This window comes from Streptomyces sp. DSM 40868 (assembly GCF_011820545.1).
Lineage (GTDB): Bacteria > Actinomycetota > Actinomycetes > Streptomycetales > Streptomycetaceae > Streptomyces > Streptomyces eurythermus.
Genome location: NZ_CP050504.1, coordinates 1,877,351 through 1,902,982 on the forward strand (window position 1 = coordinate 1,877,351; position 25,632 = coordinate 1,902,982).

Below are 25,632 nucleotides of genomic sequence, written 5' to 3' on the forward strand. Positions count from 1 at the left end.
TCGCACCGGCCCGCTCCCGACGGTTCCCGCCCCGCGGCCCCCTGAGGCCCGCCACTAGACTGTCGCGCGGAGAACGGCCCCCATCGCACCACACCTCGGGAATGACCATTCACGACCTCGCCGCCCGGCTGCGCGGGCTCCCCTCGTCCCTGGGGCCGGTCCGGCTGATCGGTGTCGACGGGCACGCCGGATCCGGCAAGTCGACCTTCGCCGGGCGGCTGGCACGGGCGCTGGACGGGGCGCCGGTGGTCCACCTCGACGACTTCGCCAGCCATGAGCACCTGTTCGCCTGGACCGGCCGGCTCATGACCCAGGTGATCGAACCGCTGGGCCGGGGCGAGGACGGGTACGTCACCCCCTACGACTGGCGGGCCCGCGCCTTCGGCGCCCCGCACCCGGTGCCGGCCGCGCCCGTGGTGCTGATCGAGGGCGTCGGCGCCGGCCGCCGGGCGCTGCGGCCCCATCTGGCCCGGCTGCTGTGGATGGAGCTGCCCCGGGAGGAGTCCTGGGCGCGCGGCCGGCGGCGGGACGGCGTGGAGCAACGGGAGTTCTGGGACGGGTGGGTCACGGCGGAGCACGCGCACTTCGTCACCGATCCCTCACGCCCCCACGCCGATCTCCTGGTGCTCCAGCGACCGGAGGGGTACGAGGTGCTCCCGGGACCGGCCGCGAGCCCCCGGACGCCCGCCTGATGTGACGCTCGGTGACAGGTCGTCCGCGATGTGGTGAAGCTGTGAAGACTCTTGCGGCAGAAGTTCTCCCAGTACCTCAACTTCGCTTGACCGAGGGCCCGTACAGGACTTACGTTCTGAATGTGCGGCTTTCGGAGCCGCCCGCCCACACGAAGCCCCCGGTTGTTCCCCCGTGACCGGGGGCTTCGTTCTGCCCGCGAGGCCCCCTTTCCGCGCGCCGGCGCAGCGGCCCTCTCACCCAGGGTCACGAAATCCCGTGCGCCCCGTCTGCTCCCACCTCGCCGAACGCCCTGTGCGGCACCCTTCGGCAGGTACCCGCACCGCGGGTACGATGCCCTCGGTGCGACCTTCGAGCGGCAGCCTCGCGCACCTGCAACTCCGGTCCGCGGTACGGAGGTTCGACCGCGGTGGCCATCGGGCGACTGCCCGGTGGTGAACCACGGGTGCATGGTCTGTGGGGGGACGTGATGGACTTCGGCACGCAGGGCCCCGAGGCGCCGGCCGACCTCGCCTGGCTGCGGGGGGTGGACGCCTACACGATGGGCGCCTACCCGCAGGCGGAGGAGGAGTTCCGCACCGCGGTGCGGATGGACCCGGGCATGGCGGACGCCTGGCTCGGGCTGCACGCGCTCCGGGTCGACACCACCACCGCGCTGCTGCGCATGTTCCGGCACCGCGACCGCTTCGGCGAACAGCGCGCCCGGCACCGCCGCAGCCTCAACTCCTGGTACTGGCTGGGCTGGTGGGTGCAGCCCGTGCTGGAGAGCCCGCGCGATCTGCTGCTCGCGCACGCCTCCCACTGGCTGGACGGCCGGCACGTGCCCGAGCTGGACCGCGCCCTCGCCGGACTGCCCCCGGTCGACACCGATGCCCAGGTCCGCTTCCTGCACGCCTGCCGCGCCTATCTGGTCAAGGACTGGGACCAGCTGGTCCGGCACACCGACCCGCTGCTGGACGATCCCCTGCTCGGCATCGAGGCCGGCCTCTTCGGCGGCATGGCCCGGGTCCGGCTGGAGATGTACGGCCAGGCCGAACCGCTGCTGTCGGCCGCGCTGATGCGGTGCCGCAGCGAGCAGCCGCAGCGCAAGGAGCTGCGCTACTGGCTGGCGCGGGCGCACGAGGGCACCGGACGGTCGGCCGCCGCGCTCCCCCTGTACCGGGCGGTGCACCGGGTCGATCCGGCCTTCATGGACACCTCGGCCCGGCTCGCGGCGATCGCCGAGGGCGACGGGTACGACGAGACGGGCGACCTCGCCGCGATCACCCTGACCGGCGCGGGCCAGGACACTGTGGACGGCCCCGACGGGTTCGATCCGCTGTTCGGCACCGAGGGCCGCGATCTGCGGCTGCCGGAGCCCGACCTGCCGGCCGGGCCGCTGCCGTCGGTGGCCGACCCGTCGGTGCGGACCAGGACCGGCCCCGGGGGTTCCGCCGCGCCGGTACCGGCCGGGCCGACCGACCCCGCGTTACTCGAGCAGGCGCTCGCCGAACTGGAGCGCATGGTGGGCCTGGAGCCGGTCAAGCGCCAGGTCAAGGCGTTGTCCGCGCAGCTGAACATGGCACGGCTGCGGGCCGGTCAGGGCCTGCCGGTGCAGCCGCCCAAGCGGCACTTCGTCTTCTCGGGCCCGTCCGGCACGGGCAAGACCACGGTCGCGCGCATCCTGGGCCGGGTGTTCTACGCCCTGGGCCTGCTCGGCGGCGACCATCTCGTGGAGGCCCAGCGGGCCGACCTGGTCGGCGAGTACCTGGGGCAGACGGCCGTGAAGGCCAACGAGCTGATCGACTCCGCGATCGGCGGGGTGCTGTTCGTGGACGAGGCGTACTCGCTGTCCAACTCCGGGTACGGCAAGGGGGACGCGTACGGCGACGAGGCGCTCCAGGTGCTGCTGAAGCGGGCCGAGGACAACCGCGACCACCTGGTGGTGATCCTGGCCGGCTACCCGGAGGGCATGGACCGCCTGCTGGCCGCCAACCCCGGGCTGTCCTCCCGCTTCACCACCCGGGTGGACTTCCCCTCGTACCGGCCGCAGGAGCTCACCGAGATCGGCAAGGTGCTCGCGGCGGAGAACGGCGACCAGTGGGACGAGGAGGCGCTCGAGGAACTGCGCTCGATCGCCGGGCACGTGGTCGGCCAGGGGTGGATCGACGAGCTGGGCAACGGGCGGTTCCTGCGCACCTTGTACGAGAAGAGCTGCGCGTACCGGGACCTGCGGCTGTCGGCGTACGCGGGCCCCCTGTCCCGGGAGGACCTGGCGACCCTGCGGCTGCCCGACCTGATGCAGGCCTACGGCGAGGTGCTGTCGGGGCGGGGACCGCAGGATCCGTCCGCGTACTAGACCGGGGCTATCCGGCGAGCGCCTCCTCCGGCTCCCCGCTGGCCCTGGGTTCCGGCATCTCCCGGTGCGCCGGGTCCCGGACCTCGCCCACCAGCATCTCCAGTACGTCCTCCAGGGCCACCAGGCCCAGCACCTTGCCGGTCGCGTCGGCGACCTGGGCCAGATGCGTGGCCGCCCGGCGCATGACGGTGAGGGCGTCGTCCAGCGGCAGCTCGGCGCGGAGCGTGGCCATGGGCCGCCAGACCTGCTGGGGGACGGCCCGGTCGGAGTCCTCCAGGTCGAGGACGTCCTTGACGTGCACGTACCCCATGAAGGGGCCCTTGCCGGCCGCGGCGACCGGGAAGCGGGAGTAGCCCGTGCGGGCGGTCAGCTCCACGATGTCCCCCGGGGTGACCGACGGGTCCACGATGACCAGGGACTCGCGGCGCAGCAGGACGTCCGTCACCGGGCGGGAGCCCAGTTCCAGGGCGTCCTCCAGCCGCTCGCGCTCCTCGGGGCCGAGCAGACCGGCCTCGCCGGAGTCCTCCAGCAGGCGGTTGAGCTGCTCGGTGGTGACGACCGCCGCCACCTCGTCCTTCGGCTCGACCCGGAACAGCCGCAGGATGCCCTGGGCGCAGGCGCCGAGGGCCACGGTGACCGGCTTGCACAGCCGGGCGAACCAGACCAGGCCGGGGCTGAGCCAGAGCGCCGCCTTCTCGGGCGCCGCCATGGCCAGGTTCTTCGGCACCATCTCGCCGATGACCAGGTGGAAGAAGACCACCGCGGCCAGCGCGATGACATAGCCGAGCGGATGGATCATGCCGTGCGGCAGATGGATCCCCTCGAACAGCGGCTCCAGCAGGTGCGCCACCGTCGGCTCGGCGACCGCGCCGAGAGTCAGGGAGCAGACGGTGATGCCGAACTGGGCGGCGGCCATCATCTGCGGCAGCCGTTCCAGGCCGTGGAGCACCTGGCGGGCGCGGGCGGTGCCGAGCGGTTCGATCTGGCTGCGGCGGACGGAGACGAGCGCGAACTCGGCGCCGACGAAGAAGCCGTTGGCGAGCACGAGCAGCGCCGCGAAGACCAGTTGCAGGAGGCTCATCGGGCGGCCTCCGGCACGCTGGCCACGGGGGCCGTCCTGACCAGGCGGACCCGTTCGGCGCGATAGTGGCCGACCTGGCGGACCGAGAGGCGCCAGCCGGGCAGTTCGGCCCGGTCGCCGGGGGCCGGGATCCGGCCGAGCAGATCGGCGACCAGTCCGGCCACGGTCTCGTACGGCCCCTCGGGCACCTCCAGTCCTATGCGCGTCAGGATGTCGACGCGGCAGCCGCCGTCCACGTCCCAGGCGGGCCTGCCGTCCTCGGGCGGGGCGGGGGCCAGCTCGGGCATGTCCTTGGCGTCGTGCTCGTCACGGACCTCGCCGACCAGTTCCTCGACGATGTCCTCCAGGGTGACCACGCCGGCCGTGCCGCCGTACTCGTCCACGACGACCGCGATGGGCTGCTCGCTGCGCAGCCGGGCGAGCAGGGGCTGCACGGGCAGGGTCTCGGGGACGAGGAGCGCCTTGCGGGCGATCCGGCCGACCGGGGTGCGCAGCCGGTCGTGGGCCGGGACGGCCAGCGCGTCCTTCAGGTGGGCCATGCCCACGATCTCGTCGATCTTCTCCCGGTAGACGGGGAAGCGGGACAGCCCGGTGGCCCGGGTGAGGTTGACCACGTCCTCGGCGGTGGCCGAGTCCTGCAACGCGCTCACCTTCACCCGCGGGGTCATCACGTGCTGTGCGGTCAGCTCGCCCAGGGACAGGGTGCGCACGAACAGGTCGGCCGTGTCCTGCTCCAGGGCGCCGGCCAGGGCGGAGTGCCGGGCCAGGGAGACGAGCTCGCCGGGGGTGCGGGCGGAGGCCAGCTCCTCGGCGGGTTCCACGCCGAGGGCGCGGACCAGCCGGTTGGCGACCGTGTTCAGCGCGGAGATCACCGGGCGGAACAGGAGGGCGAAGCGGTGCTGCGGGCCGGCCACGAAGCGGGCCACCTGCAGCGGCCGGGACACCGCCCAGTTCTTGGGCACGAGTTCGCCGATCACCATCTGGATCGCGGAGGCCAGCAGCATGCCGACGACCACCGCGACGCCGGCCGCGGCCCCCTCGGGGACGCCGAGCGCCGTGAACGGGCCGCGCAGCAGCTCGGCCAGCGCGGGCTCGGCGAGCATGCCGACGACCAGGGAGGTGATGGTGATGCCGAGCTGGGTGCCGGAGAGCTGGAAGGACAGCTCCTTCAGCGACTCCACGACCGTGCGGGCGCGCGGGTCACCGTCGGCGGCGGCCTTCTCGGCGTCCGGGCGTTCGACCGTCACGAGGCCGAACTCGGCCGCCACGAAGAATCCGTTGGCGAGGATCAGCAGGAAGGCCGCGGCGAGCAACAGCAGGGGGATGGTCACGCTGCCACCGCCTTGCCGCTATGTCGGGCAGGGGTGGCGCGGGTACTACAGGACGATCCGTCCATCGCCGGAGTAGGTCACTCCTCGGGTAGCAGGAACCCCTGTGCACCGGGTGGCACGCAGGGGCGGAGGCGCAGCGGGACGCCTCCGCCCACCAGATTAATCAAGATCTGGGCTGGTGCGGCAGGGCGGGCGAGCCGGAGCGGGCCTCGGCGAGTTCCCTCAGGGTCCGGGCGTCGGCGATGGCCTGCTGCTTTGCGATGCCGGGCTGGATGCCGAGCGCGGGCAGGCTGGTGCCGTCGCTGAGGTCGAGGAAGACCCAGGGGTCACCCGGCCGGAGGTTCACCCGGAGGATCTCCGCCCAGGCCAGGCGCCGCTTGCTCGCGATGTTGACGACGGTGACGCCGGACTCGTCGGCGACCACTCTCACCCGGGCCAGCTGGGCGAGCACCCAGAGGCAGAGCGCGCCGGTGACGATGAAGCTGAGCCGGGAGCCCGGGCCGAGATTGTCCAGCAGCAGCGCGATCCCGGAGATCACCACGAAGATCAGGACTCCGGCGGTGAGCAGGATCGCCCGGGTGCGGCCGGGCCGGAAGGTGACGGGCAGGGCGGGCAGGTCGGACATCTCGGGCGTACCCCTCAGAGGCGGCAGGCGTGGATGGCCGTGGTCAGGATGGCGCGGGCGCCGATGCCGTAGAGGTCGTCCATGATCCGCTGGGCCTCCTTGGCGGGGACCATGGCGCGGACGGCGACCCAGCCCTCGTTGTGCAGCGGGGAGACGGTCGGCGACTCCAGGCCGGGGGTGAGCGCCACGGCCTTCTCCAGCTGCTCCACCCGGCAGTCGTAGTCCATCATCACGTACGTCCGGGCCACCAGGACGCCCTGGAGGCGGCGCAGGAACTGCTGGACCTTGGGTTCCTCGGCGTCGGCGCCGGTGCGGCGCACGACGATGGCCTCGGACTTCATGATCGGCTCGCCGAAGACCTCCAGGCCCGCGTTGCGCAGGCTGGTGCCGGTCTCCACGACGTCGGCGATGACCTCGGCGACACCAAGTTCGATGGCGGTCTCCACGGCGCCGTCCAGGTGCACCACGGAGGCGTCGATGCCGCTGTCCGCGAGGTGCTTGGCGACGATCCCCTCGTAGGAGGTGGCGACCGTGCGGCCCTTGAGGTCCTCGATGCCGTGCGCGGTGCCGGGCTTGGCGGCGAAGCGGAAGGTGGAGCGGGCGAAGCCGAGCGGCAGGATCTCCTCGGCGTCGGCCCCGGAGTCGATCAGCAGGTCACGGCCGGTGATGCCGATGTCGAGGCGGCCGGAGGAGACGTAGATCGCGATGTCGCGGGGGCGGAGGTAGAAGAACTCGACCTCGTTCTCCGGGTCGACGATGCGCAGTTCCTTGGACTCGCGGCGCTGCTGGTAGCCGGCCTCATGCAGCATCTCCGCCGCAGGGCCGGACAGTGAACCCTTGTTGGGGACGGCGATGCGCAGCATGAGGTCGGCTTCCTTCGTTCGTTCTCTACGGGATGGGGGTGCGGGCTACGGCTTACAGGTGGGCGTAGACGTCGTCCAGGGAGATCCCGCGGGCGACCATCATCACCTGGACGTGGTACAGCAGCTGCGAGATCTCCTCGGCCGCCGCCTCCTTGCCCTCGTACTCGGCGGCCATCCAGACCTCGGCGGCCTCCTCGACGACCTTCTTGCCGATGGCATGGACGCCCTTCCCGACCAGTTCCGCGGTGCGGGAGGTGGCGGGATCGCCGTGGGCGGCCTTCTGCTGGAGCTCGGTGAACAGCTCCTCGAACGTCTTCTTGGACATGGTGAGCCCCACCCTAGCCGTTGTGCCGCCCGCTCTAGTGCCAGGGTTCGGATACTGAGCGGAGCGTGGCCGCCGTCGCCACGGCCGCCGTCACCGCCTCGTGGCCCTTGTCCTCGCTGGAGCCCTCCAGGCCGGCCCGGTCCAGGGCCTGCTCCTCGGTGTCGCAGGTGAGCACGCCGAAGCCGACGGGGACACCGGTGTCGACGGAGACCTGGGTGAGGCCCTGGGTGACGCCCTGGCACACGTAGTCGAAGTGCGGGGTGCCGCCGCGGATGACGACGCCGAGGGCGACGATCGCGTCGTAGCCCCGGCCCGCGAGGACCTTGGCGGCGACCGGCAGCTCGAAGCTGCCGGGGACCCGGATCAGGGTCGGCTCGTCGATGCCCAGGTCGCGCAGGGCGCGCAGGGCGCCGTCCACCAGGCCGTCCATCACCTTCTCGTGCCACTGCGCCGCGATCACGGCGACCCTGAGGTCGTCCACCTTGCGTACGGACACGTCCGGTGCGCCCTTGCCGCTCACTTCTTACCTCCGTGCTCTTTCGCTTACTGGTTGCCGCAGGCCGACACGGCGGGCGTGTCGAGCCAGGGCAGGTCGTGCCCCATCCGGTCCCGCTTGGTGCGCAGGTAGCGGAGGTTGTGCTCACCGGCCTGGACGGGCATCGGCTCCCGGCCGGTGACCTCGATGCCGTGGCGCCTGAGGGCGTCGGTCTTGTCGGGGTTGTTGGTCATCAGCCGGACCTCGCGCACGCCGAGGTCGGCGAGGATCCGGGCGCCGGCGCCGTAGTCGCGGGCGTCGGCGGGCAGGCCGAGCTCCAGGTTGGCGTCCAGGGTGTCGTGGCCCTGCTCCTGGAGTTCGTAGGCGCGCAGCTTGGACAGCAGGCCGATGCCGCGTCCCTCGTGTCCGCGCAGGTAGACGACGACTCCGCGGCCCTCCTCCTGGATGCGGCCGAGCGCGGTGTCCAGCTGGGGCCCGCAGTCGCAGCGCAGGGAGCCGAAGACGTCGCCGGTGAGGCATTCGGAATGGACCCGGACCAGGACGTCCCGGCCGTCGCCGAGGTCGCCGTGGACGAGGGCGACGTGCTCGACGCCGTCGACGGTGGACCGGTAGCCGTAGGCGGTGAAGGTGCCGTGCCGGGTGGGCAGGCGGGTGGCGGCCTCGCGGCGGACGGTGGGCTCACTGCTGCGGCGGTAGGCGACCAGGTCCTCGATGGAGATGATCGTCAGGCCGTGCTTGCGGGCGAACGGGATCAGTTCGGGCAGGCGGAGCATCCGGCCGTCCTCGCCGGCGATCTCCACGATGGCGCCGGCCGGGCGCAGGCCCGCGAGCCGGGCGAGGTCGACGGCGGCCTCGGTGTGGCCGTTGCGGGCGAGGACGCCGCCGGCCCTGGCGCGCAGCGGGAAGACATGGCCGGGGCGGACGAAGTCGGTGTGTTCGGCCGTGCCGCTCGCGAGCAGCCGGAGCGTGGTGGCGCGGTCGGCGGCCGAGATGCCGGTGCTCACGCCGTGGACGGCGGTGGCGTCCACGGAGACGGTGAACGCGGTTTTCATCGACTCGGTGTTGTCCTCGACCATCTGCGGCAGCCGCAGCCGGTCCAGTTCCTCGCTCTCCATGGGAGCGCAGATCAGTCCCCGGCACTCGCTCATCATGAAGGCGACGATCTCGGGGGTGATCTTCTCGGCGGCCACCACGAGGTCGCCCTCGTTCTCCCGGTTCTCGTCGTCGACGACGATGATCGGGCGCCCGGCGGCGATGTCGGCGATGGCCTGCTCGACCGGGTCGAGCGCGAGGTGGTCGAAATCGTGGGTGTCGTGGAGGACGGGTGCCGAGGTCATGCCGGCGCTCCTTCCAGTGTGGGCCGTGCCGCCTTGCGGGAGCGCAGCCACCAGTCGCGCATGCCCCACAGGACGAGTGCGCCGTAGATGACGTAGACGAAACCGGAGAAGGCGTAGCCGTTGGCGAAGTTCAGGGGGACGCCGACCAGGTCGACGAGCAGCCAGGCGATCCAGAACTCGACCATGCCCTTGGCCTGGGCGTACATCGCGACGATGGTGCCGACGAAGATGTAGGCGTCGGGCCAGGGGTCCCAGGACAGGGACGGGTAGGCCTGGAACAGCAGGGCGACGGCGACCGTGCCGGCGCCGGCGGCGGCGATCATGGCCGCCCGCTCGCGCCAGGAGGCGAACCGGGGGGTGATCTGGCCGTCGCCGGACCGGTTCCGGGTGCGCCGCCACTGCCACCAGCCGTACAGCGCGACGGCCATGACGACGACCTGCTTGCCGGCGCTGCCGGTCAGATGGCCGTAGAAGGCGGCGAACAGGACGAGGCCGGACAGGAACTGCACGGGCCAGGTCCACAGGGAGCGGCGCCAGCCGAGGGCGAGGGTGATCAGGCCCAGGATGTTGCCGGTCATGTCCGACCAGATGATGTGCTGGCCGAAGAGGGTGAACGCCTCGGAGTTCAGCCAGTTCACCGGCCGGCCCCCTGCCCGGCCGCGAGCAGCCGCTCCACGTACTTGGCGATGACGTCCACTTCGAGGTTGACCGGGTCGCCGGGCTGCTTCACGCCGAGCGTGGTCAGGGCGAGGGTGGTCGGGATGAGGCTGACCGTGAAGTGGTCCGCGGCCGCCTCCACGACGGTCAGGCTGATGCCGTCGACCGTGATGGAGCCCTTCTCCACGACGTAGCGGGAGAGGTCCGCGGGGAGGGAGATCTTCACGATCTCCCAGTGCTCGGAGGGCGTGCGGGCCAGGATCTCGCCGGTGCCGTCGACGTGTCCCTGCACGATGTGTCCGCCGAGGCGGGCGCCGACGGCGGTGGGGCGCTCCAGGTTCACGCGGGAGCCGACGGTGAGCGCGCCCAGGCTGGAGCGCTTCAGGGTCTCGGCCATGACGTCGGCGGTGAACTCGTCACCCTCGTGCTCGACGACGGTGAGACAGACCCCGTTCACGGCGATGGAGTCGCCGTGCCGGGCGCCCTCGGTCACGACGGGGCCGCGCAGCCGGAAGCGGGAGGCGTCGCCGAGGTTCTCGACGGCGGTGACCTCACCCAGCTCTTCGACGATTCCGGTGAACACTTCCCGGGTCCTCCTGCCTCTTCGGGCACGGACTCCGGGGCTGTCGATGACGACAGAATCCACGGGTGAGCACACACCGAGAGGCGTCGCCGAACGGACGCGTCCACGCGGACGAGCCTCGATACGGCGGCGCGCACACGGATACACGCGTGCCCGCCCGCCGCGCACTGCCTCCCATCCGGACTTTAACCGTCGGTCCAGGAATTTCACCTGGTCAACCGGCCGCTGGAAGCGACCGGGTCGCGGACTGTAACCGCCGGTTCGGACTTTCACCGACCCCGGAGTGCGCTGCTTCTGGTACAGGCCCAGTGTGCCACGCCCGCCACGCGTCCATACGGGTGGGCCGTGTGGCCTCGCTCACAGTACGTACCGGTGCTTTCGCGCCACGCGACCGCCGAGGGCAACTGATCGTCGGCCCAAGCGGATTGAGGTTGGTCCGGACCATTGACCCTACTGGTCTAGTCCTCTTAAGGTGCGGTCGGGCTCGGCGGCGGTGACGACGGCCCTTGCCCGCCGCCGGGCCGCCAAGCCGGGGTCGCCAAGGGGGCCGGCCAGGCGGGGCCGGCTAGCGCTCCGGCGGCCCGAACAGCTCGTCCTGCGCCCGTTCCCGCGCGGTGAGCAGCGCCCCGCGCAGCACGGCCGTCCCGCCGAGGCCGCTCGCCCGCACCTCCGTGGGCAGCGGCGACATCCGGCGCAGCCGCTCCCCCACCAGCCCGGCGAGCACCGCTCCCCCGGCCCGGCCGACCTCCCCGCCGAGCACCACGCAGCCGGGGTCCAGGACGGCCACCACCGAGGCCGCGCCGACGGCGATCCGGTCGGCCAGGGCGCGCAGGAAGCGCTCGTCGGCCGCGGACGCCCGCGCCACCGCCCCGCGCACCACGCGCGCCGCCTCCGGCTCGTCCGCCGCCCCGCGCACCGCCCGTACCGCGCCCGCCGCGTCCGCCGACCCGTCCACCGGCACATTCACCGGCCCGTCCACCGGCAGATCCACCGTCTCGGACGCCGGCAGACCCCCCATCTCGGACGTCGGCAGATCCACCGTCTCGGACGCCGGCAGTCCGTACTCGGCGGCCAGCGACACGACCGCCGCCGCCCCGGTCAGCGAGTGGAAGCCGCCGCCGCAGTCGGTCGCCGAGGGCAGCGTGCTCGTGCCCGGGACCGGCAGGAAGCCGATCTCGCCGGTGCCGCCGGAGGCACCGCGGCGCAGGCTGCCGTCCAGGACGACGGCGGCGCCGACACCGTGCCCCAGCCAGAGCAGGACGAAGGTGTCCCGGTCGCGGGCGGCGCCCTCGCGCTGCTCGGCCAGGGCGGCCAGGTTCGTCTCGTTCTCGACGGTCACCCGGGCGCCGGGCAGCCGGTCCTGGAGGGCGGCGACCAGGCTGCGGTGCCAGGCGGGCAGCCCGGCGGAGTCCCTGAGGTCGCCGGTGGCCGGGTCGATCAGGCCCGGCGCCCCGATGCCGACCGTGTGCAGCCGGTCCGCGCCGCCCTCCTTCACGGCCCGCTCCACCGCGGCCACCGCCTGCTCCACGGCGGGCCCGGTCCCGGTGTCCCCGCCGATCGGCGCGGACGCCTCGGCGAGCACCCGCCCGAGCAGGTCGGAGACCAGGACGAGGACGCCTTCGGTGCGCACGTCGAGCGCGGCGAGGTGGGCGCGGCCGGCGACGATGCCGTAGAGCCGGGCGTTGGGGCCCCGGCGCTGCTCGCCGGACTCGCCGACCACCGTGATCAGACCGGCGGCCGTGAGCCGGTCCACCAGGTCGGCGACGGTCGGCCGGGACAGGCCGGTCAGCTGCTTCAGCTGCCCCGCCGTCAGCGGGCCTTCCTGCTGCAACAGCCGCAGGGCCAGCCGGTCGTTGAGGGCCCGGGCGGTGCTGGGTGATGCGGGCATGTCGGGAATCCTCCCAGATCGCTGCGGACCGGACGGCCGTGCACCTCGCACGGCCGCCGCCCTATCTATCAGGCAGGGTTCCTGATAATTTACGCGCCGGGTTGCCGCGAGGGTCGGCCGGGGAGGGACAGGAACATGGGTGACATGAGCCCCGCACGCGAGGAGGTCCGGCGCGCACGGTACGCCGTGGCGGCCGTGTTCGCCGTGCACGGCTCCGTGACCGGGTCGTTCGCCACACGGGTGCCCTGGATCCGGGAGCACGCCGGGCTGAGCGCCGGCCAGCTGGGGTTCGCGCTGGCCTTCACCGCGTTCGGCGCGGCGTGCGCGATGCCGCTGGCGGGCCGGGTCACCCACCGGTTCGGCAGCCGTGCGGCCCTGCGCGGGCTGCTGGCGATGTGGACGCTGGCCCTGGTGCTGCCGTCCCTCGCGCCCAACCTGGTCACGCTGTGCCTGGCGCTGTTCGCCTACGGCGCCTCCTCGGGCATGGCCGACGTCGCGATGAACGCGCTCGGCGTGGAGGTCGAGCGGCTGCTCGGCAAGTCGGTGATGTCCGGGCTGCACGGCATGTGGAGCGCGGGCGCCCTGACCGGCTCGGCGGCCGGCACCCTGGCCGCGCACCTCGGGGCGGACGCACGGGTGCACTTCGCGCTGGCCTCGGCCGTCCTCACCGTGCTCGGCTGCACGGTCTGCGCCTGGGTGCTGGACGTCCAGCCCGCCGAGGACGAGGAGCCGCCGCCGCGGTTCGCGCTGCCGCCGCGCTCGGCCCTGCTGATCGGCGCGGTCGGGTTCTGCGCGGTGTTCGCCGAGGGCGCGACCCTGGACTGGTCGGCGGTGTTCCTGAAGGACCGGCTGGACAGCTCGGCCGGCCTGGCGGCGTCCGCCACGACCGGCTCCATGCTGACCATGGCCGTGGCCCGGATCGCCGGGGACGCGGTGGTGAACCGCTTCGGCGCGGTCCGTACCGTGCGGGCCGGCGGGGTGCTGGCCGTGCTCGGCGGGCTGCTGATCGTGCTCGCGCGGCACCCGGCGGCCGCGATGACCGGGTTCGCGCTGATGGGGCTCGGCATCGCGGTGGTCGTCCCGCTGTGCTTCGCGGCCGCCGGACACGCCGGCCCCAACCCGAGCCAGGCCATCGCGGGCGTGGCGACCGTCACCTACACCTCCGGGCTGATCGCGCCGAGCCTGATCGGCGGGGTGGCCCAGGCGACCAGCCTGATGGTGTCGTTCTGCGTGGTGACGGCGCTGGCCTGCGGGCTCGCCCTGTTCGCGGGCGTCCTGCGCGCCGCCGAACGCGGGGAGGGAGCGGAGGCGGACCCGCGCAGCTCGGCGGTGTCCGGCCCGCACCCCTGAGGCAATCGGGTATGTGAACTCGGTTCACATACCCGACCGCATGGGCGGAGAACCGCCGCTTACCCGCACAATGGTTCGGACCGTCCTCATGTACGTAAGAAAGCGAAACCCCACCATGGACCTCGGCGTGCGCTGGAAACTGCACGGTGACGGGCGCACGCCCGCTCCCGGAGCGGTGGTACGCCCCGACGAACGGCTGTCCTGGCCCCGCACCGTGGGCCTCGGCGCCCAGCACGTGGTCGCGATGTTCGGCGCCTCCTTCGTCGCCCCCGTGCTCATGGGCCTGGACCCGAACCTGGCGATCATGATGTCGGGCGTGGCGACCGTGATCTTCCTGCTCGCCACCCGCGGCCGGGTGCCGAGCTACCTCGGCTGCTCCCTGTCGTTCGTGGGCGTGGCCGCCGTCATCCGCGCCCAGGGCGGCACCAGCGCGACCGTGACCGGCGCGGTGCTCGTCGTCGGCGCGGTGCTGTTCCTGGTGGGCCTGGCCGTGCAGCGGTTCGGCGCGCGGATCATCCACGCCGCCATGCCGCCGATCGTGACCGGTGCCGTCGTCATGCTGATCGGCTTCAACCTGGCCCCGGTGACCGCGTCCACCTACTGGCCGCAGGACCAGTGGACCGCCCTGCTGGTGATGCTCTTCACCGGACTGGCCGTCGTCTGCCTGCGCGGTTTCTGGTCGCGCATCGCCATCTTCCTGGGCCTGGTCTTCGGCTACGGCATCTCCTGGGCCTTCGACCGGATCTTCGGCAAGATCCACTCCGTGAGCCCGAGTGGCAAGGTCACCGACCACTGGCGCCTGGACCTGTCCGCGGTCTCGCACGCCGACTGGATCGGGCTGCCCCACCTGCACGGGCCGTCCTTCCAGTGGTCGGCCGTCCTGGTCGCCCTGCCCGTGGTCATCGCCCTGGTCGCGGAGAACGCGGGCCACGTCAAGGCGGTCGGCGAGATGACCGGCGATCCGCTGGACGACAAGCTCGGCACGGCGATCTCCGCCGACGGTGTCGCCTCGGTGCTCTCCACCGCCGTCGGCGGCCCGCCGAACACCACCTACTCCGAGAACATCGGCGTGATGGCCGCGACCCGTGTCTACTCCACCGCCGCCTACTGGGCCGCCGCCGGCTTCGCGCTGCTCTTCGGCGTGTGCCCGAAGTTCGGCGCGGTCGTGGCGGCCATCCCGGGCGGTGTGCTCGGCGGCATCACCGTCATCCTCTACGGCATGATCGGCCTGCTCGGCGCCCAGATCTGGATCAACGCCAAGGTGGACCTGCGCAACCCGCTGAACCTGGTCCCGGCCGCCGCGGGCATCATCATCGGCGTCGGCAACGTCTCCATGAAGTTCACCGACACCTTCTCGCTCAGCGGCATCGCCCTCGGCACCCTGGTCGTCATCACCGGCTACCACGCCCTGCGCGCGTTCGCCCCGCCCCACCTGAAGACACAGGAGCCGCTGCTGGACGAGGGCACGTCGACGTACGACACGGAGGCGGAGGCGGAGAACGGCTCCCCGGCCGGCACTCGGGCACCGCACGCCAAGTCCTAGCCTGCGCTCCCGCGTTCCGCCGTTCCCCCGTTCCGGGGAAGCACCGGGCCGGTCGGCACGCCGGCCGGCACCGGGCTGGGACGCTTCCGCCATGGCTTCCCCCCTGGCGCGGCCCGCGGCACCCCCCACCCTCGTCGACGCCGTCGTGGCGCGGATGCGCGCGCTGGACGCGGTCCTGCCCGCGCGGGACGGCGTCGCCGTGTTCAACCGCGTCTACCTCACCGTGACCGAGGAGGTCGGCCGGCGGCTGACCGCGGGCGCGTTCCCGGATCCGCGGGCGGCGAGCACCCTGGACGTGCGGTTCGCGGAGCGCTATCTGGCGGCGGTCGACGCGGCCGACGGGGACCGCCGCCCGCCCGCCTGCTGGCGGCCCCTGTTCCAGCTCCGCCGCCACCCCGGGGTACGGCCGTTGCAGTTCGCCCTGTCCGGCGTCAACGCGCACATCGGGCACGACCTGGCCCTGGCCGTGGTCGACACCTGCCGGGCGCTCGGCTGTGAACCGGCCGATCTGGAGGACGAGTTCGACCGGGTGGGCGAGCTGCTCGTGGCGCTGGAGGAACGCGTCCGCGAGGAGCTGATGCCGGGCCCGGACCTGCTCCAGCTCGCCGACCCGCTCACCCACCTGCTGGGCTCGTGGAGCCTGGAGCGGGCCCGGGACGCGGCCTGGGCGGCGGCCCGCGCCCTGTGGGCACTGCGGCACTGCGCGCAGATCGCCGAGGAGTTCACCGAGCGGCTGGACGCGGCGGTGGGATTCGCGGGCCGGATGCTGCTGACCCCGCTGCCCCACTGAGCGGGCCCGCGGGGCCGAGGGTTGGCGAAGGCGCGGGCGGCCGGAATCCCGGTCCGGCCGCCCGCGCCTTAGTCCGTCTCCCGGGTCAGTCCTCGGGAAGCTCCACCGGGGCGATCTCGTCGTAGACGTCACCCGGGCCCGGGTTCGACGGGTCGGTCGTGCCGCCGAAGTGGTGCATCACGCCCCACACCGCGTTCAGCGCGGTCTGCACGGCGCCCTCGGCCCAGCCGGCCGTCCAGGAGATGTCGTCGCCGGCGAGGAAGATGCCCCGCTTGTCCTCGGGCAGCCGGTCCTGCATGAAGTGGGTGAACAGGCGCCGCTGGTAGCGGTAGTGGCCGGGCAGGTTGGCCTTGAACGCGCCCATGAAGTAGGGCTCGTTCTCCCAGGAGACCGTGACCGGGTTGCCGATGATGTGCTTGCGGATGTCGACCTTCGGGTAGATCTCGCCGAGCGACTTCAGCATGACCTCCATCCGCTCGTTCGCGGACAGCGGCAGCCACTTCAGGCTGTCGTCGCACCAGGTGTACGACAGGCAGATCACGGCGGGCCGGTCGGGGCCGTTGTCGAGCAGGTAGGTGCCGCGGGTCATGCGGTCGGTGAGCGTCATCGACATGACGTCCCGGCCGGTCTCCTCGTCCTTGTCCAGCCAGAACGGCCGGTCGACGGGCACGAAGAGCTTGCTGGACTCCATGTAGTGGGTGCGCTCGATCGCGGTCCAGTGGTCGATCGGGAAGAGCGAGTCGTCACAGGCGATCTTGGAGAGCAGCATCCAGGACTGGGCGGTGAAGATCGCCGCCCGGTAGGTGCGGATGTCGCCGTTCGCGTCCGTCACCGTGATCCGGTTGCCCGCGGTGCGGTGCAGCCGGGTCACCGCCGGCTTCGGCTCGCCGCCCGGGTGCAGGGACTTCAGCGAGGTGCCGTGCGGCCAGTGCACGATCTTCTCCGGCTCCCGCTCCCACAGGCGCAGCGGCAGCTGCTGGGAGCCGCCGACGATGCCGCGGTGGTGGTCGTCGGCCTCGGTGTAGACGACGCGCAGGATCTCCAGGATGGAGTTCGGGAAGTCGGTGTCCCAGCCGCCGGTGCCGAAGCCGACCTGGCCGAAGATCTCCCGGTGCCGGAAGGACTTGAACGCCTCGGAGTCGCACAGGAAGCCGTAGAAGGTCTGGTTGTCGAGCTTCTCGACCAGCTTCGCCCAGATCTCCCGGATGCGCGGCACGTCCCGCTCGCGCATCGCGCGGTTCATGTCGGAGAAGTCGGCGCCCTCTTCCAGGCACTTGTTCCATGCCTCGGCGACGTCCCGGTACACCTGGGGCAGGTCGTCGATGGTGACGGCGTAGTGCGACTCGCCCTTGAGGTCGACCACGGTCGACGGGGTGGCCTCGGCCAGCGGGTTCGGGAAGGGCCTGGTCTCCAGGCCGACCAGGTCGATGTAGTGCTGGAGGGCGGTGGAGGACGGCGGGAAGCGCATGGCGCCCATCTCGGCGGTCAGCGAGTCGTCGCAGCCGTCGAAGCCGACCGTGCGGAGCCGGCCGCCGATCTGGTCGGCCTCGTAGACGACGGGCTTGAGGCCCATCTTCATCAGCTCGTAGGCGGCGACGATGCCGGACAGGCCGCCGCCGATGACCGCGACCTCGGTGCCGTGCTCGGTCGCCGGGACCTGGCCGAGGCCCGCCGGGTGGGCGAGGAAGTCGTCGTAGGCGTAGGGGAAGTCCGGGCCGAACATGGTGATCGGCGGCTGCTGCTCGTCGGTGTGCTCGACGGCGTTGGGCACCGTGGACGTCATGGGGGTACGGACTCCTTGCGTGGTGGAACAGGGTGAGGCTGCTGCGGCCGCTTGCGCGCGGCCCTCCTTCGCGGCTGGTCCGCGGCTCAGACCAGGGACCCGTACAGACCGGGGCGGCGGTCCGCCAGGTACGGGTTGTTCTCCCGGGAGGCGGCCAGGAAGGCGGGGTCGGCGTCGGCGACGACCAGCTGCTCGGCGCGGCCGGCGCGGGTGCGGGCGACGCCGTCGGGACCGGCGAGGACGGAGAGGCCGATGAACTCGAACTCCCCTTCCTGACCGACCCGGTTGACGTACGCGACGTACATCTGGTTCTCGAAGGCGCGTACCGGGATCATCGACTCGGCGACGAACTGGAAGGGGTGCATCTGCGCGGTCGGTACGACGAGGAGGTCGGTGCCGGCCAGGGCGTGGGCCCGGACGTTCTCCGGGAACTCGACGTCGTAGCAGATCAGCAGGCCCACGGTGAGCCCGTTCAGCTCGGCCTGGACGACCTGCCGCTCGCCGGGCGTGAAGTGGTCGCGCTCGAAGCAGCCGAAGAGGTGGGTCTTGCGGTAGTTGGCGAGCCGGGTGCCGTCGGCGGAGATCAGCTGGGCGGAGTTGAAGACGGTGTCGCCGTCGCGCTCCGGGTAGCCGTAGACGAGGGCCAGGCCGTGCCGGGTGGCGATCTCGGCGACCGCGTCGGCCGAGTCGCCGTCGGCGGGCTCGGCGAGGCGGGCGATGTCGTCGCCGATCGCGTACCCGGTGAGGAACATCTCGGGCGCGGCCAGCAGCCCGGCGCCCGCGGCGGCGGCGCGGCCCGCGGCCTCGTCGAGGACCTTGAGGTTCTCGGCGATCGAGCCGGGACGGCCGGAGCTCTGGAGCAGGGCGGTGCGCATGCGTGATCCTCACCGGAACGACAGGGTTGGGGGGTCAGGAAGACGGTACGGGCGGCGCGCTCGGCCGGACAAGAAGGAGCCGTTGCGCGCGCGTGCGGAGTTTGTTGCGCGGGAAGTGGGCTCGGCGGCGATTTGTTGCGCGGGCCGGTGGGTGTCCCGGAAAAGCAGTCGGGGCGCCTTGTCGTACACCGGGTGCGGGCCGTGCGGGGTTGCTCGCGCAGTGCCCCGCGCCCCTTGAAGGGGCGCTGCCCGCAGCCGGCGACGACAAGGCGCCCCGGGCCGCCGTCCGCTCCTACCCCGGCGCCCCGGAGGAGAAGCGGCGCAGCAGGGGTGACAGGACCAGGACGGACTTGGTGCGTTCCACGAACGGCTCGCCCGCGATCCGCTCCAGGACCCGCTCGAAGTGCCGCATGTCGGAGGCGAAGACCTGGGCGATCGCGTCCGCGTCGCCGGTGACGGTCGACGCGGCCACGACCTCCTGGTACCGCTCCAGACCCCGCTGGATGGTCTCCGGAGAGGTGTTGCTCCGGCAGTAGATCTCGATGTACCCCTCGGTCTCCCAGCCGAGCGCCGCCGGGTCCACCCGGACGGTGAAGCCGGTGATGGCTCCGGTGGCCCGCAGCCGGTCCACGCGCCGCTTCACCGCGGGCGCGGACAGGCCGATCAGCTGCCCGATGTCCGCGTAGGAGCGGCGGGCGTCCTCGGCGAGGGCGTGCACGATGCGTTCGTCGAGATCGTTCAGCACAGGGGGTCGTTCACTTCTTCGGTTCGGTCACTTCACTGCCGTCACCGCGAGGTCGTCGTCGGCCGCGAGACGGGAACGGCGATAGCCGTACAGGAAGTAGAACACGAGCCCGGCGGCCATCCAGCATCCGAAGACGACCCAGGTCACGGTGTCGAGGCTGAACATGTTGTACGCACAGAACAGGAAGCCCAGCACCGGCAGCAGCGGCCCGAACGGCACCTTGAACGTCCGCTCCAGGTTCGGCCGCTTGCGGCGCAGCACGATGACCGCGACGTTGACCAGGGCGAAGGCGAACAGGGTGCCGATGCTGGTGGCGTCGACGAGCTTGCCGAGCGGGATGAGGGCGGCGAGCGCACCGCAGAACAGGGAGACGATCACCGTGTTGAGGCGGGGGGCGCCGGTCTTGCGGTGGACCTTGCCGAGCGCCTTGGGGACCAGGCCGTCGCGGGACATCGCGAAGAGGATGCGGGTCTGGCCGTAGAGCACGGTGAGCACCACGCTCGCGATGGAGATGACCGCGCCGAGCGCCAGCATCGTGCCCCAGAAGGTCTGGCCGCTGACGCCGTTCATGATCGCGGCGAGGGACGCCTCCGAGCCGTCGAACTTCTTCCAGTTCCAGGCGCCGACGGCGACACCGGCGACGAGCACGTACAGCGCGGTGACGATGATCAGCGACAGCATGATCGCCCGCGGCAGGTCCCGCTTGGGGTCCTTGGCCTCCTCACCGGCGGTGGAGGCGGCGTCGAAGCCGATGTACGAGAAGAACAGCGTGGCACCGGCGGCGCTGACGCCGCTCATGCCGAGCGGCATGAAGTCGGCGTAGTTGCCGGACTTGAAGCCCATGATGCCGACCGCGCAGAACAGCACGAGGGCGACGATCTTCACGCACACCATGATCGTGTTGGCGCGGGCGGACTCGCGGGCGCCGCCGAGCAGGAACACCATCGCCAGCAGGACGACGACCAGCGCGGGCAGGTTGATGACACCGCCCTCGCCGGGGGCCGAGGACAGCACGCTCGGGATGGTGACGCCGATGGTGCCGTCCAGCAGCTCGTTCAGGTACTCGCCCCAGCCGACGGCGACGGCGGCCACCGAGACGCCGTACTCGAGGATCAGGCACCAGCCGCAGACCCAGGCGACCAGCTCGCCCATCGTTGCGTATGCGTACGAGTAGGAGGAGCCGGCGACCGGGATGCTGCCCGCCAGCTCGGCGTAGGACAGGGCCGAGAACAGCGCGGTGAGTCCGGCGATCACGAAGGACAGGGTGACCGCGGGGCCGGCCTCGGGGACGGCGTCGCCGAGGACGACGAAGATACCGGTGCCGAGGGTGGCACCGATGCTGATCATGGTCAGCTGCCACAGTCCGAGGGAGCGCCGAAGCTGTCCTCCCTCGCCGTGGCCGCCCTCCGCGACCAGGCGTTCCACCGGCTTGCGACGCATCAGGCGCGCGGCGACGCCCGGGGACGCGGGGGCGGCCGGTATCTGGTTCTGCGGGGGTGCGCCTTGGTCGAGCACGCGCTGGCTCCTTCTCGCTGCCGGTGTGGTGCGGACGCGGACCGGCGGATGAGCCGGCCCTCGTGGACGGGGACCGGTGGGCCTGCGAGGGCAGGGACCCACCGAGCGGGGTCCCCGCCACGCACGTACTAGCGCAGCACCCTATGAGGCGGGCCTTCACGGGCGTAATGCAGCAACCTTGCGCATCCCCGCAGAATCATTGCGTTCATCCGCCCCGAATGACAAATCGTTGCGCGCACGGTTTCGACCGTTGCGCAACGCCCTGAAGAGCACCTTTTCCGAGGTCGGCGGATACGGCGACGGCCCCCGCCGTTCCCGGGTGGGGGAACGGCGGGGGCCGTCGTGCGCGGCAGGCCGCGGGTCAGCTCCAGCTGGCGTGCAGCGGCTTGCCCTCGGCGTAGCCGGCCGCGCTCTGGATGCCGACGATCGCCTTCTCGGCGAACTCCTCCAGCGAGCCGGCGCCCGCGTAGGTGCAGGACGAGCGGACGCCCGCGATGATCGAGTCGATCAGGTCCTCGACGCCCGGGCGGGCCGGGTCGAGGAACATCCGGGAGGTGGAGATGCCCTCCTCGAACAGCGCCTTGCGGGCGCGGTCGTAGGCCGACTCCTCGGACGTGCGGTTGGCCACCGCGCGCGCGGAGGCCATGCCGAACGACTCCTTGTAGGCGCGGCCGTTGGCGTCGTGCTGGAGGTCGCCCGGGGACTCGTAGGTGCCGGCGAACCAGGAGCCGACCATCACGTTGGACGCGCCGGCCGCGAGGGCCATGGCGACGTCGCGCGGGTGGCGGACACCGCCGTCGGCCCACACGTGCTTGCCGTACTTCTTCGCCTCGGCGGCGCATTCCAGGACGGCCGAGAACTGCGGGCGGCCCACGCCGGTCATCATGCGGGTGGTGCACATCGCGCCCGGGCCGACACCGACCTTGATGATGTCGGCGCCCGCGTCGACGAGATCCTTCACACCCTCGGCGGAGACGATGTTGCCCGCGACGATCGGGACCTTCGGGTCGAGGGCGCGCACCACCTGGATGGCGCTGATCATCGACTCCTGGTGGCCGTGCGCGGTGTCGATGACGAGCGTGTCCACGCCCGCGTCGAGCAGCTGCTTGGCCTTGCCCGCCACGTCGCCGTTGATGCCGACCGCGGCGGCGATCCGCAGCTTGCCGTCGGCGTCCACGGCCGGGGTGTACAGCGTGGCGCGCAGGGCGCCCTTGCGGGTGAGGATGCCGGCGAGCCTGCCGTCCTTGTCGACGGCCGGGGCGTAGCGGCGGTTGTGGTGGTCGAGGGTGTTGAATGCCTCGCGCGGGTCGATGTCGGCGTCCAGCAGGAGCAGGTCCTTGGACATGACGACTTCGAGCTGGGTGAAGCGGTCGACGCCGGACAGGTCGGCGTCGGTGACGACACCGACGGGCCGGCGGTTCTCGTCCACGACCACGCCGGCGTTGTGCGCGCGCTTGGGCAGCAGCGCCAGGGCGTCGGCGACGGTCTGGTGCGGGGCCAGCACGATCGGGGTGTCCAGCACCAGGTGCCGGCTCTTCACCCAGGAGATCACATCGGTGACGACGTCGATCGGGATGTCCTGCGGGATGACCACGAGCCCGCCGCGGCGGGCCACCGTCTCGGCCATGCGGCGGCCGGCGATGGCGGTCATGTTCGCGACGACGAGCGGGATGGTGGTGCCCGTCCCGTCCGGCGAGGCGAGGTCCACGCCCTGACGCGAGCCCACCGCGGAGCGGCGCGGCACCATGAACACGTCGTCGTACGTCAGGTCGTACGCGGGCCGGATGTCATTGAGGAAACGCACGTGCTGCACATCCCAGTCGATCAGAGGTGACCCCCTGACAGGTGTGCCAGGGGGAAAGAGCACGTACTTCATTCTCCCATGGCGGGCCGTCCGTCATGCCCTGACAGAACATCCAGGGTCGTCACCGGACGGCTAGGAGGTTCCTCCAAGGGCGAGGGCGACGGTGAGGGCGGTGGTGCGGTCCGCGGCCTCGGTGAGGACCTCCTCGGCGGTGCGCCACTCCTCGGGCCGGGCCTCGGCGTACGGCCGCCAGCCCCGTACGACGACCAGCAGCCCCCGTTCCACGGCGCCGTCGGGCCAGACCGTGTGATCGGACAGGGAGTCGGCCAGCGCGTCCCAGTTGCGGCCGAACCAGTCGGGCAGCGCCAGGGCCCGGACGGCACGGTCCATCAGGCCCGCCTTGTCCGTGACGCCGTCGAGGTCGAGCACGGCCACGAGCGGGCCGGCCGGGTCTTCGCTCATCTCAGTACCGCCCGGAACGAGTCGTAGTGGTCATCGGTGTAGTAGATCTCCCCGCCCTGCCCGGTGACCAGGCGCCGGGCGCCCCGGTCGCGGGAACCGGGGGTCTTCACGGTGTACTCGTGGTAGTAGCCGCGCGGGTGCCGGGGCAGGTGTCGCTCGAAGTTCCCGAAGACGGCTCCGTCCTGGGCGTAGGGGAAGGGCCCGCCCCGGTCGATCAGGGCCAGTGTCCGGCGCGCCTCGGCGGGCAGCCGGGACGCGGGGACCGTGGCCATGCCGTGCGCCCAGGCCGGGGTGGAGGCGCCCGGGGAGGCCGGCGGGGAGCCGCCGGAGCACCCCGTCAGGAGAACGGCGAGACAGACCAGGAGCCCGGCGAGGGCGCGGGGGACGAACCGTGGCGGCATGCGTCGATGCTGCCACGGCCGTCCCGCAGGGGCCCGTCGGGGAGCTCTGCCGGACGCCTTGGGGGCCGCCAGGGGCCGCAGCGGGACGCCTTGAGCCCGCCAGGCACGCGGCGGGAGGCTTTGGGACCCGCCAGGAAGCGCGGCGGGACGCCTTGGGCCCCCACCCGGCCCCGGCGCCGGACACCCTCCGGCCCGCCGGAGGCGCTGTCGGACGCCGCCGAAACCCGCACGACGCCCTGATGCCGGATGCCCTCCGGCCCGCCGGGAGGTGCCGTCAGACTCCGTCGGGGTCCTGGCGGCTGAGCGCCGGCTTGGGCGCCTGGCCCGCCGTCAGCAGGTAGTCGGCGGCCGAGGTGTCGGTCACCAGGCTGGTGACCAGTCCGGAGCGCAGCACCGCGTCGATCGCGGCGGCCTTGCGCTGCCCGCCCGCGATCGCCACCACCTCCGGGATACGGCGCAGCTGGTCGGTCTTGACCGTGATGCACCGCTCCCCCAGGTCCCGGCCGATCCGGCGCCCCTCGGCATCGAAGAGGTGCGCCGACATCTCGGCGGCGACACCGAGCGAGGCGTAGTGCGCGCGCTCCTCGTCGCTGAGCATGTCGTGCACGGTCGAGATGCCCGGCTCCCAGGAGCCGATGGAGACACAGGCGACCGTGACCTTGTCGAAGTACTCGAAGGCCCGGGCGATCCCGGTCTGGCTGCGCAGCGCCGCCGCGGTGGCCGCGTCCGGCAGCAGCATCGGCGCGTAGATGGGGTGCGCGTCGCCGCCCGAGACCTGGGCGGCCCGGCGGACGGCCTCCACCGAGCCGCGCTCGGCGGTCCCGGCGTCGTACACGCCCGTCAGCTGCACCACCGTGCACGGCGGCAGCCGGTCGAGCGCCGCCGCCATGTGGATGGTGGACCGGCCCCAGGCCAGCCCCAGCACGTCCCCCTCGTTGACGAGTTCGCCGAGCAGGTCGGCGGCGACCTCACCGAGGTTCTCGGGGTCCGGGGTCTCCTCCGCCTCGGCCGGGGACTCGACCACGACGGCGTGCCGCAGGCCGTAGCGGGCGCGGAGCGCGTCGGAACGCTCGGCGTCCAGCTCGGCCGGCACACGGATCTCGATGCGTACGAGGTCCCGTTCGAGGGCGGTCTCCAGGACCCGGGCCACCTTGAAGCGGCTGACGCCGAACTCCTCCGCGATCTGGATCTTGGACTTGCCCTCGAGGTAGAAGCGGCGGGCCATGGCCGCCGCCTGCACCAGCTCAGCGGGTCCCATCCGCATGGCTGACCGGCCCGCCGACATACCCGACACGGCGATCTCCTCACTGCTGTTCACACTCTGGATTCGCCGTTCATCCTCGCAGATTCGGGGCGACTGATCCGCCCTGATGGGCGGCCTTCATTCAACCGTTCACTTCGCCGTGGCTCAGTGGTCGCATGCCCAGGACGCCTTGGCGGTGGCCGACTCCGCCTGGGCGCGCAGCGCGCGCACGGCCTCGGCCGGGTCCTCGGCCCCGTACACGGCCGAGCCGGCGACGAACACGTCCGCTCCCGCGTCCGCGCACTGCTCGATGGTGGCGGCCGACACACCGCCGTCGACCTGGAGCCACAGCTGCAGACCGTGCTTCTTGATCAGCTCCCGGGTGCGGCGGATCTTCGGCAGCATGATGTCGAGGAACGCCTGGCCGCCGAAGCCCGGCTCGACCGTCATGATCAGCAGCATGTCGAGTTCCGGCAGCAGGTCCTCGAACGGCTCGATGGGCGTCGCGGGCTTCAGCGCCATGGACGCGCGGGCGCCCTTCGCGCGGATCTCCCGGGCGAGCCGCACCGGGGCGGCCGCGGCCTCCACGTGGAAGGTGACCGACGACGCCCCCGCCTCGACGTACTGAGGGGCCCAGCGGTCGGGGTCCTCGATCATCAGGTGGCAGTCCAGCGGGGTGTCCGTCGCCCGGGCCAGGGACTCCACCACCGGCACGCCGAGGGTGAGGTTCGGGACGAAGTGGTTGTCCATGACGTCGACATGGAGCCAGTCGGCGCCGCGGACCGCCTCGGCCTCGTCCGCGAGGCGGGCGAAGTCGGCGGACAGGATGCTGGGATTGATCTGCACGGACATGGGCCCAAGCCTATGCCCTGCCGGGCACGGCTGTTCGGGCCCGGGGCGGCCGGCG

The 25,632-nt window shown here is 72.2% G+C and carries 24 protein-coding genes and 1 riboswitch; of the genes, 5 read left to right on the plus strand and 19 right to left on the minus strand.

Going from position 1 to position 25,632, the window contains the following annotated elements; genetic code table 11:
• The first annotated feature begins 101 nt into the window (after nt 1–101).
• Complete coding sequence (locus HB370_RS08375; RefSeq protein ID WP_037703196.1) at nt 102–692, plus strand: hypothetical protein; 591 nt, start codon at nt 102–104, stop codon at nt 690–692.
• Nucleotides 693–1,159: 467 nt separating this feature from the next.
• The gene (locus HB370_RS08380; RefSeq protein WP_030793267.1) at nt 1,160–3,028 is read left to right on the plus strand and encodes an AAA family ATPase; all 1,869 of its coding nucleotides are present in this window, start codon (nt 1,160–1,162) and stop codon (nt 3,026–3,028) included.
• Between the two features lie 7 nt (nt 3,029–3,035).
• Here the strand turns inward: HB370_RS08380 and HB370_RS08385 are convergent, their stop codons facing one another.
• From HB370_RS08385 to HB370_RS08430, 10 genes are all read right to left on the minus strand, one after another.
• Nucleotides 3,036–4,109, minus strand: a complete 1,074-nt coding sequence (locus HB370_RS08385; protein WP_030793264.1) for a hemolysin family protein — start codon at nt 4,107–4,109, stop codon at nt 3,036–3,038.
• The gene (locus HB370_RS08390) at nt 4,106–5,440 is read right to left on the minus strand and encodes a hemolysin family protein (RefSeq protein ID WP_030793261.1); all 1,335 of its coding nucleotides are present in this window, start codon (nt 5,438–5,440) and stop codon (nt 4,106–4,108) included. Before HB370_RS08390 ends, HB370_RS08385 begins: the two co-directional genes overlap by 4 nt.
• Nucleotides 5,441–5,603: 163 nt before the next feature.
• Nucleotides 5,604–6,065, minus strand: a complete 462-nt coding sequence (locus HB370_RS08395) for a PH domain-containing protein (RefSeq protein WP_030793258.1) — start codon at nt 6,063–6,065, stop codon at nt 5,604–5,606.
• A gap of 14 nt (nt 6,066–6,079) precedes the next feature.
• Complete coding sequence (hisG, locus tag HB370_RS08400; RefSeq protein WP_030793255.1) at nt 6,080–6,928, minus strand: ATP phosphoribosyltransferase; 849 nt, start codon at nt 6,926–6,928, stop codon at nt 6,080–6,082.
• Between the two features lie 52 nt (nt 6,929–6,980).
• On the minus strand, nt 6,981–7,253 hold the full coding sequence (locus HB370_RS08405) for a phosphoribosyl-ATP diphosphatase (protein WP_023552153.1): 273 nt from the start codon (nt 7,251–7,253) through the stop codon (nt 6,981–6,983).
• A gap of 34 nt (nt 7,254–7,287) precedes the next feature.
• The gene (ribH, locus tag HB370_RS08410; protein WP_030793251.1) at nt 7,288–7,773 is read right to left on the minus strand and encodes a 6,7-dimethyl-8-ribityllumazine synthase; all 486 of its coding nucleotides are present in this window, start codon (nt 7,771–7,773) and stop codon (nt 7,288–7,290) included.
• 23 nt (nt 7,774–7,796) lie between these two features.
• The gene (locus tag HB370_RS08415) at nt 7,797–9,086 is read right to left on the minus strand and encodes a bifunctional 3,4-dihydroxy-2-butanone-4-phosphate synthase/GTP cyclohydrolase II (protein ID WP_030793248.1); all 1,290 of its coding nucleotides are present in this window, start codon (nt 9,084–9,086) and stop codon (nt 7,797–7,799) included.
• Entirely contained in the window at nt 9,083–9,724 is a 642-nt protein-coding gene (locus HB370_RS08420) for a nicotinamide mononucleotide transporter family protein (RefSeq protein WP_030793245.1), read from the minus strand. The genes HB370_RS08415 and HB370_RS08420 overlap by 4 nt, the downstream gene beginning before the upstream one ends.
• Nucleotides 9,721–10,326, minus strand: a complete 606-nt coding sequence (locus HB370_RS08425) for a riboflavin synthase (RefSeq protein ID WP_030793241.1) — start codon at nt 10,324–10,326, stop codon at nt 9,721–9,723. The genes HB370_RS08420 and HB370_RS08425 overlap by 4 nt, the downstream gene beginning before the upstream one ends.
• Before the next feature lie 160 nt (nt 10,327–10,486).
• Nucleotides 10,487–10,617, minus strand: a riboswitch (FMN riboswitch).
• 274 nt (nt 10,618–10,891) lie between these two features.
• Nucleotides 10,892–12,214 (minus strand): ROK family transcriptional regulator, encoded by a 1,323-nt coding sequence (locus HB370_RS08430; RefSeq protein WP_030793233.1) that lies wholly within the window; start codon nt 12,212–12,214, stop codon nt 10,892–10,894.
• A 135-nt stretch (nt 12,215–12,349) separates the two neighbouring features.
• Here HB370_RS08430 and HB370_RS08435 point away from each other — a divergent pair, with 135 nt between their 5' ends.
• The 3 genes from HB370_RS08435 (at nt 12,350) to HB370_RS08445 (ending at nt 15,897) form a co-directional block, all read left to right on the plus strand.
• On the plus strand, nt 12,350–13,564 hold the full coding sequence (locus HB370_RS08435) for an MFS transporter (RefSeq protein WP_030793231.1): 1,215 nt from the start codon (nt 12,350–12,352) through the stop codon (nt 13,562–13,564).
• Between the two features lie 115 nt (nt 13,565–13,679).
• Nucleotides 13,680–15,107, plus strand: a complete 1,428-nt coding sequence (locus HB370_RS08440) for a solute carrier family 23 protein (RefSeq protein WP_030793229.1) — start codon at nt 13,680–13,682, stop codon at nt 15,105–15,107.
• A 91-nt stretch (nt 15,108–15,198) separates the two neighbouring features.
• Entirely contained in the window at nt 15,199–15,897 is a 699-nt protein-coding gene (locus HB370_RS08445; protein WP_051816164.1) for a DUF5995 family protein, read from the plus strand.
• 85 nt (nt 15,898–15,982) lie between these two features.
• On the opposite strand, the gene HB370_RS08450 is transcribed toward HB370_RS08445, so the two are convergent.
• The 9 genes from HB370_RS08450 to rpe all read right to left on the minus strand — a co-directional run bounded on the left by HB370_RS08450 (nt 15,983) and on the right by rpe (nt 25,577).
• Nucleotides 15,983–17,680, minus strand: coding sequence for an NAD(P)/FAD-dependent oxidoreductase (locus HB370_RS08450; RefSeq protein ID WP_030793226.1), 1,698 nt, complete (start codon nt 17,678–17,680; stop codon nt 15,983–15,985).
• Nucleotides 17,681–17,766: 86 nt separating this feature from the next.
• Nucleotides 17,767–18,555 (minus strand): carbon-nitrogen hydrolase family protein, encoded by a 789-nt coding sequence (locus tag HB370_RS08455; protein WP_030793224.1) that lies wholly within the window; start codon nt 18,553–18,555, stop codon nt 17,767–17,769.
• 292 nt (nt 18,556–18,847) lie between these two features.
• Nucleotides 18,848–19,300 carry an Lrp/AsnC family transcriptional regulator gene (locus HB370_RS08460; protein WP_030620185.1) on the minus strand — a complete coding sequence of 151 codons (453 nt, stop codon included), beginning with the start codon at nt 19,298–19,300 and terminating at the stop codon, nt 18,848–18,850.
• A 27-nt stretch (nt 19,301–19,327) separates the two neighbouring features.
• Complete coding sequence (locus HB370_RS08465) at nt 19,328–20,815, minus strand: amino acid permease (protein WP_030793222.1); 1,488 nt, start codon at nt 20,813–20,815, stop codon at nt 19,328–19,330.
• Nucleotides 20,816–21,176: 361 nt separating this feature from the next.
• The gene (locus tag HB370_RS08475) at nt 21,177–22,619 is read right to left on the minus strand and encodes a GuaB1 family IMP dehydrogenase-related protein (protein ID WP_030793219.1); all 1,443 of its coding nucleotides are present in this window, start codon (nt 22,617–22,619) and stop codon (nt 21,177–21,179) included.
• A 132-nt stretch (nt 22,620–22,751) separates the two neighbouring features.
• Nucleotides 22,752–23,081 carry a barstar family protein gene (locus HB370_RS08480; protein ID WP_030793216.1) on the minus strand — a complete coding sequence of 110 codons (330 nt, stop codon included), beginning with the start codon at nt 23,079–23,081 and terminating at the stop codon, nt 22,752–22,754.
• On the minus strand, nt 23,078–23,482 hold the full coding sequence (locus HB370_RS08485; protein ID WP_030793213.1) for a ribonuclease domain-containing protein: 405 nt from the start codon (nt 23,480–23,482) through the stop codon (nt 23,078–23,080). Before HB370_RS08485 ends, HB370_RS08480 begins: the two co-directional genes overlap by 4 nt.
• 274 nt (nt 23,483–23,756) lie before the next feature.
• A complete protein-coding gene (locus tag HB370_RS08490; protein WP_030793210.1) occupies nt 23,757–24,800 on the minus strand; it encodes a sugar-binding domain-containing protein in 1,044 nt (347 codons plus the stop codon).
• A 90-nt stretch (nt 24,801–24,890) separates the two neighbouring features.
• Nucleotides 24,891–25,577 carry a ribulose-phosphate 3-epimerase gene (gene rpe / locus HB370_RS08495; protein WP_030793207.1) on the minus strand — a complete coding sequence of 229 codons (687 nt, stop codon included), beginning with the start codon at nt 25,575–25,577 and terminating at the stop codon, nt 24,891–24,893.
• Between the last annotated feature and the right edge of the window lie 55 nt (nt 25,578–25,632).

Coding starts and splice junctions, on each gene's coding strand:
- HB370_RS08485 (WP_030793213.1), bottom strand. CDS start 23,482: ATGCCGCCACGGTTCGTCCCCCGCGCCCTCGCCGGGCTCCTGGTCTGT.
- HB370_RS08405 (WP_023552153.1), bottom strand. CDS start 7,253: ATGTCCAAGAAGACGTTCGAGGAGCTGTTCACCGAGCTCCAGCAGAAG.
- HB370_RS08440 (WP_030793229.1), top strand. CDS start 13,680: ATGGACCTCGGCGTGCGCTGGAAACTGCACGGTGACGGGCGCACGCCC.
- HB370_RS08435 (WP_030793231.1), top strand. CDS start 12,350: ATGGGTGACATGAGCCCCGCACGCGAGGAGGTCCGGCGCGCACGGTAC.
- HB370_RS08415 (WP_030793248.1), bottom strand. CDS start 9,086: ATGACCTCGGCACCCGTCCTCCACGACACCCACGATTTCGACCACCTC.
- HB370_RS08375 (WP_037703196.1), top strand. CDS start 102: ATGACCATTCACGACCTCGCCGCCCGGCTGCGCGGGCTCCCCTCGTCC.
- HB370_RS08395 (WP_030793258.1), bottom strand. CDS start 6,065: ATGTCCGACCTGCCCGCCCTGCCCGTCACCTTCCGGCCCGGCCGCACC.
- HB370_RS08380 (WP_030793267.1), top strand. CDS start 1,160: ATGGACTTCGGCACGCAGGGCCCCGAGGCGCCGGCCGACCTCGCCTGG.
- HB370_RS08430 (WP_030793233.1), bottom strand. CDS start 12,214: ATGCCCGCATCACCCAGCACCGCCCGGGCCCTCAACGACCGGCTGGCC.
- HB370_RS08455 (WP_030793224.1), bottom strand. CDS start 18,555: ATGCGCACCGCCCTGCTCCAGAGCTCCGGCCGTCCCGGCTCGATCGCC.
- rpe (WP_030793207.1), bottom strand. CDS start 25,577: ATGTCCGTGCAGATCAATCCCAGCATCCTGTCCGCCGACTTCGCCCGC.
- HB370_RS08480 (WP_030793216.1), bottom strand. CDS start 23,081: ATGAGCGAAGACCCGGCCGGCCCGCTCGTGGCCGTGCTCGACCTCGAC.
- HB370_RS08450 (WP_030793226.1), bottom strand. CDS start 17,680: ATGACGTCCACGGTGCCCAACGCCGTCGAGCACACCGACGAGCAGCAG.
- HB370_RS08445 (WP_051816164.1), top strand. CDS start 15,199: ATGGCTTCCCCCCTGGCGCGGCCCGCGGCACCCCCCACCCTCGTCGAC.
- hisG (WP_030793255.1), bottom strand. CDS start 6,928: ATGCTGCGCATCGCCGTCCCCAACAAGGGTTCACTGTCCGGCCCTGCG.
- HB370_RS08385 (WP_030793264.1), bottom strand. CDS start 4,109: ATGAGCCTCCTGCAACTGGTCTTCGCGGCGCTGCTCGTGCTCGCCAAC.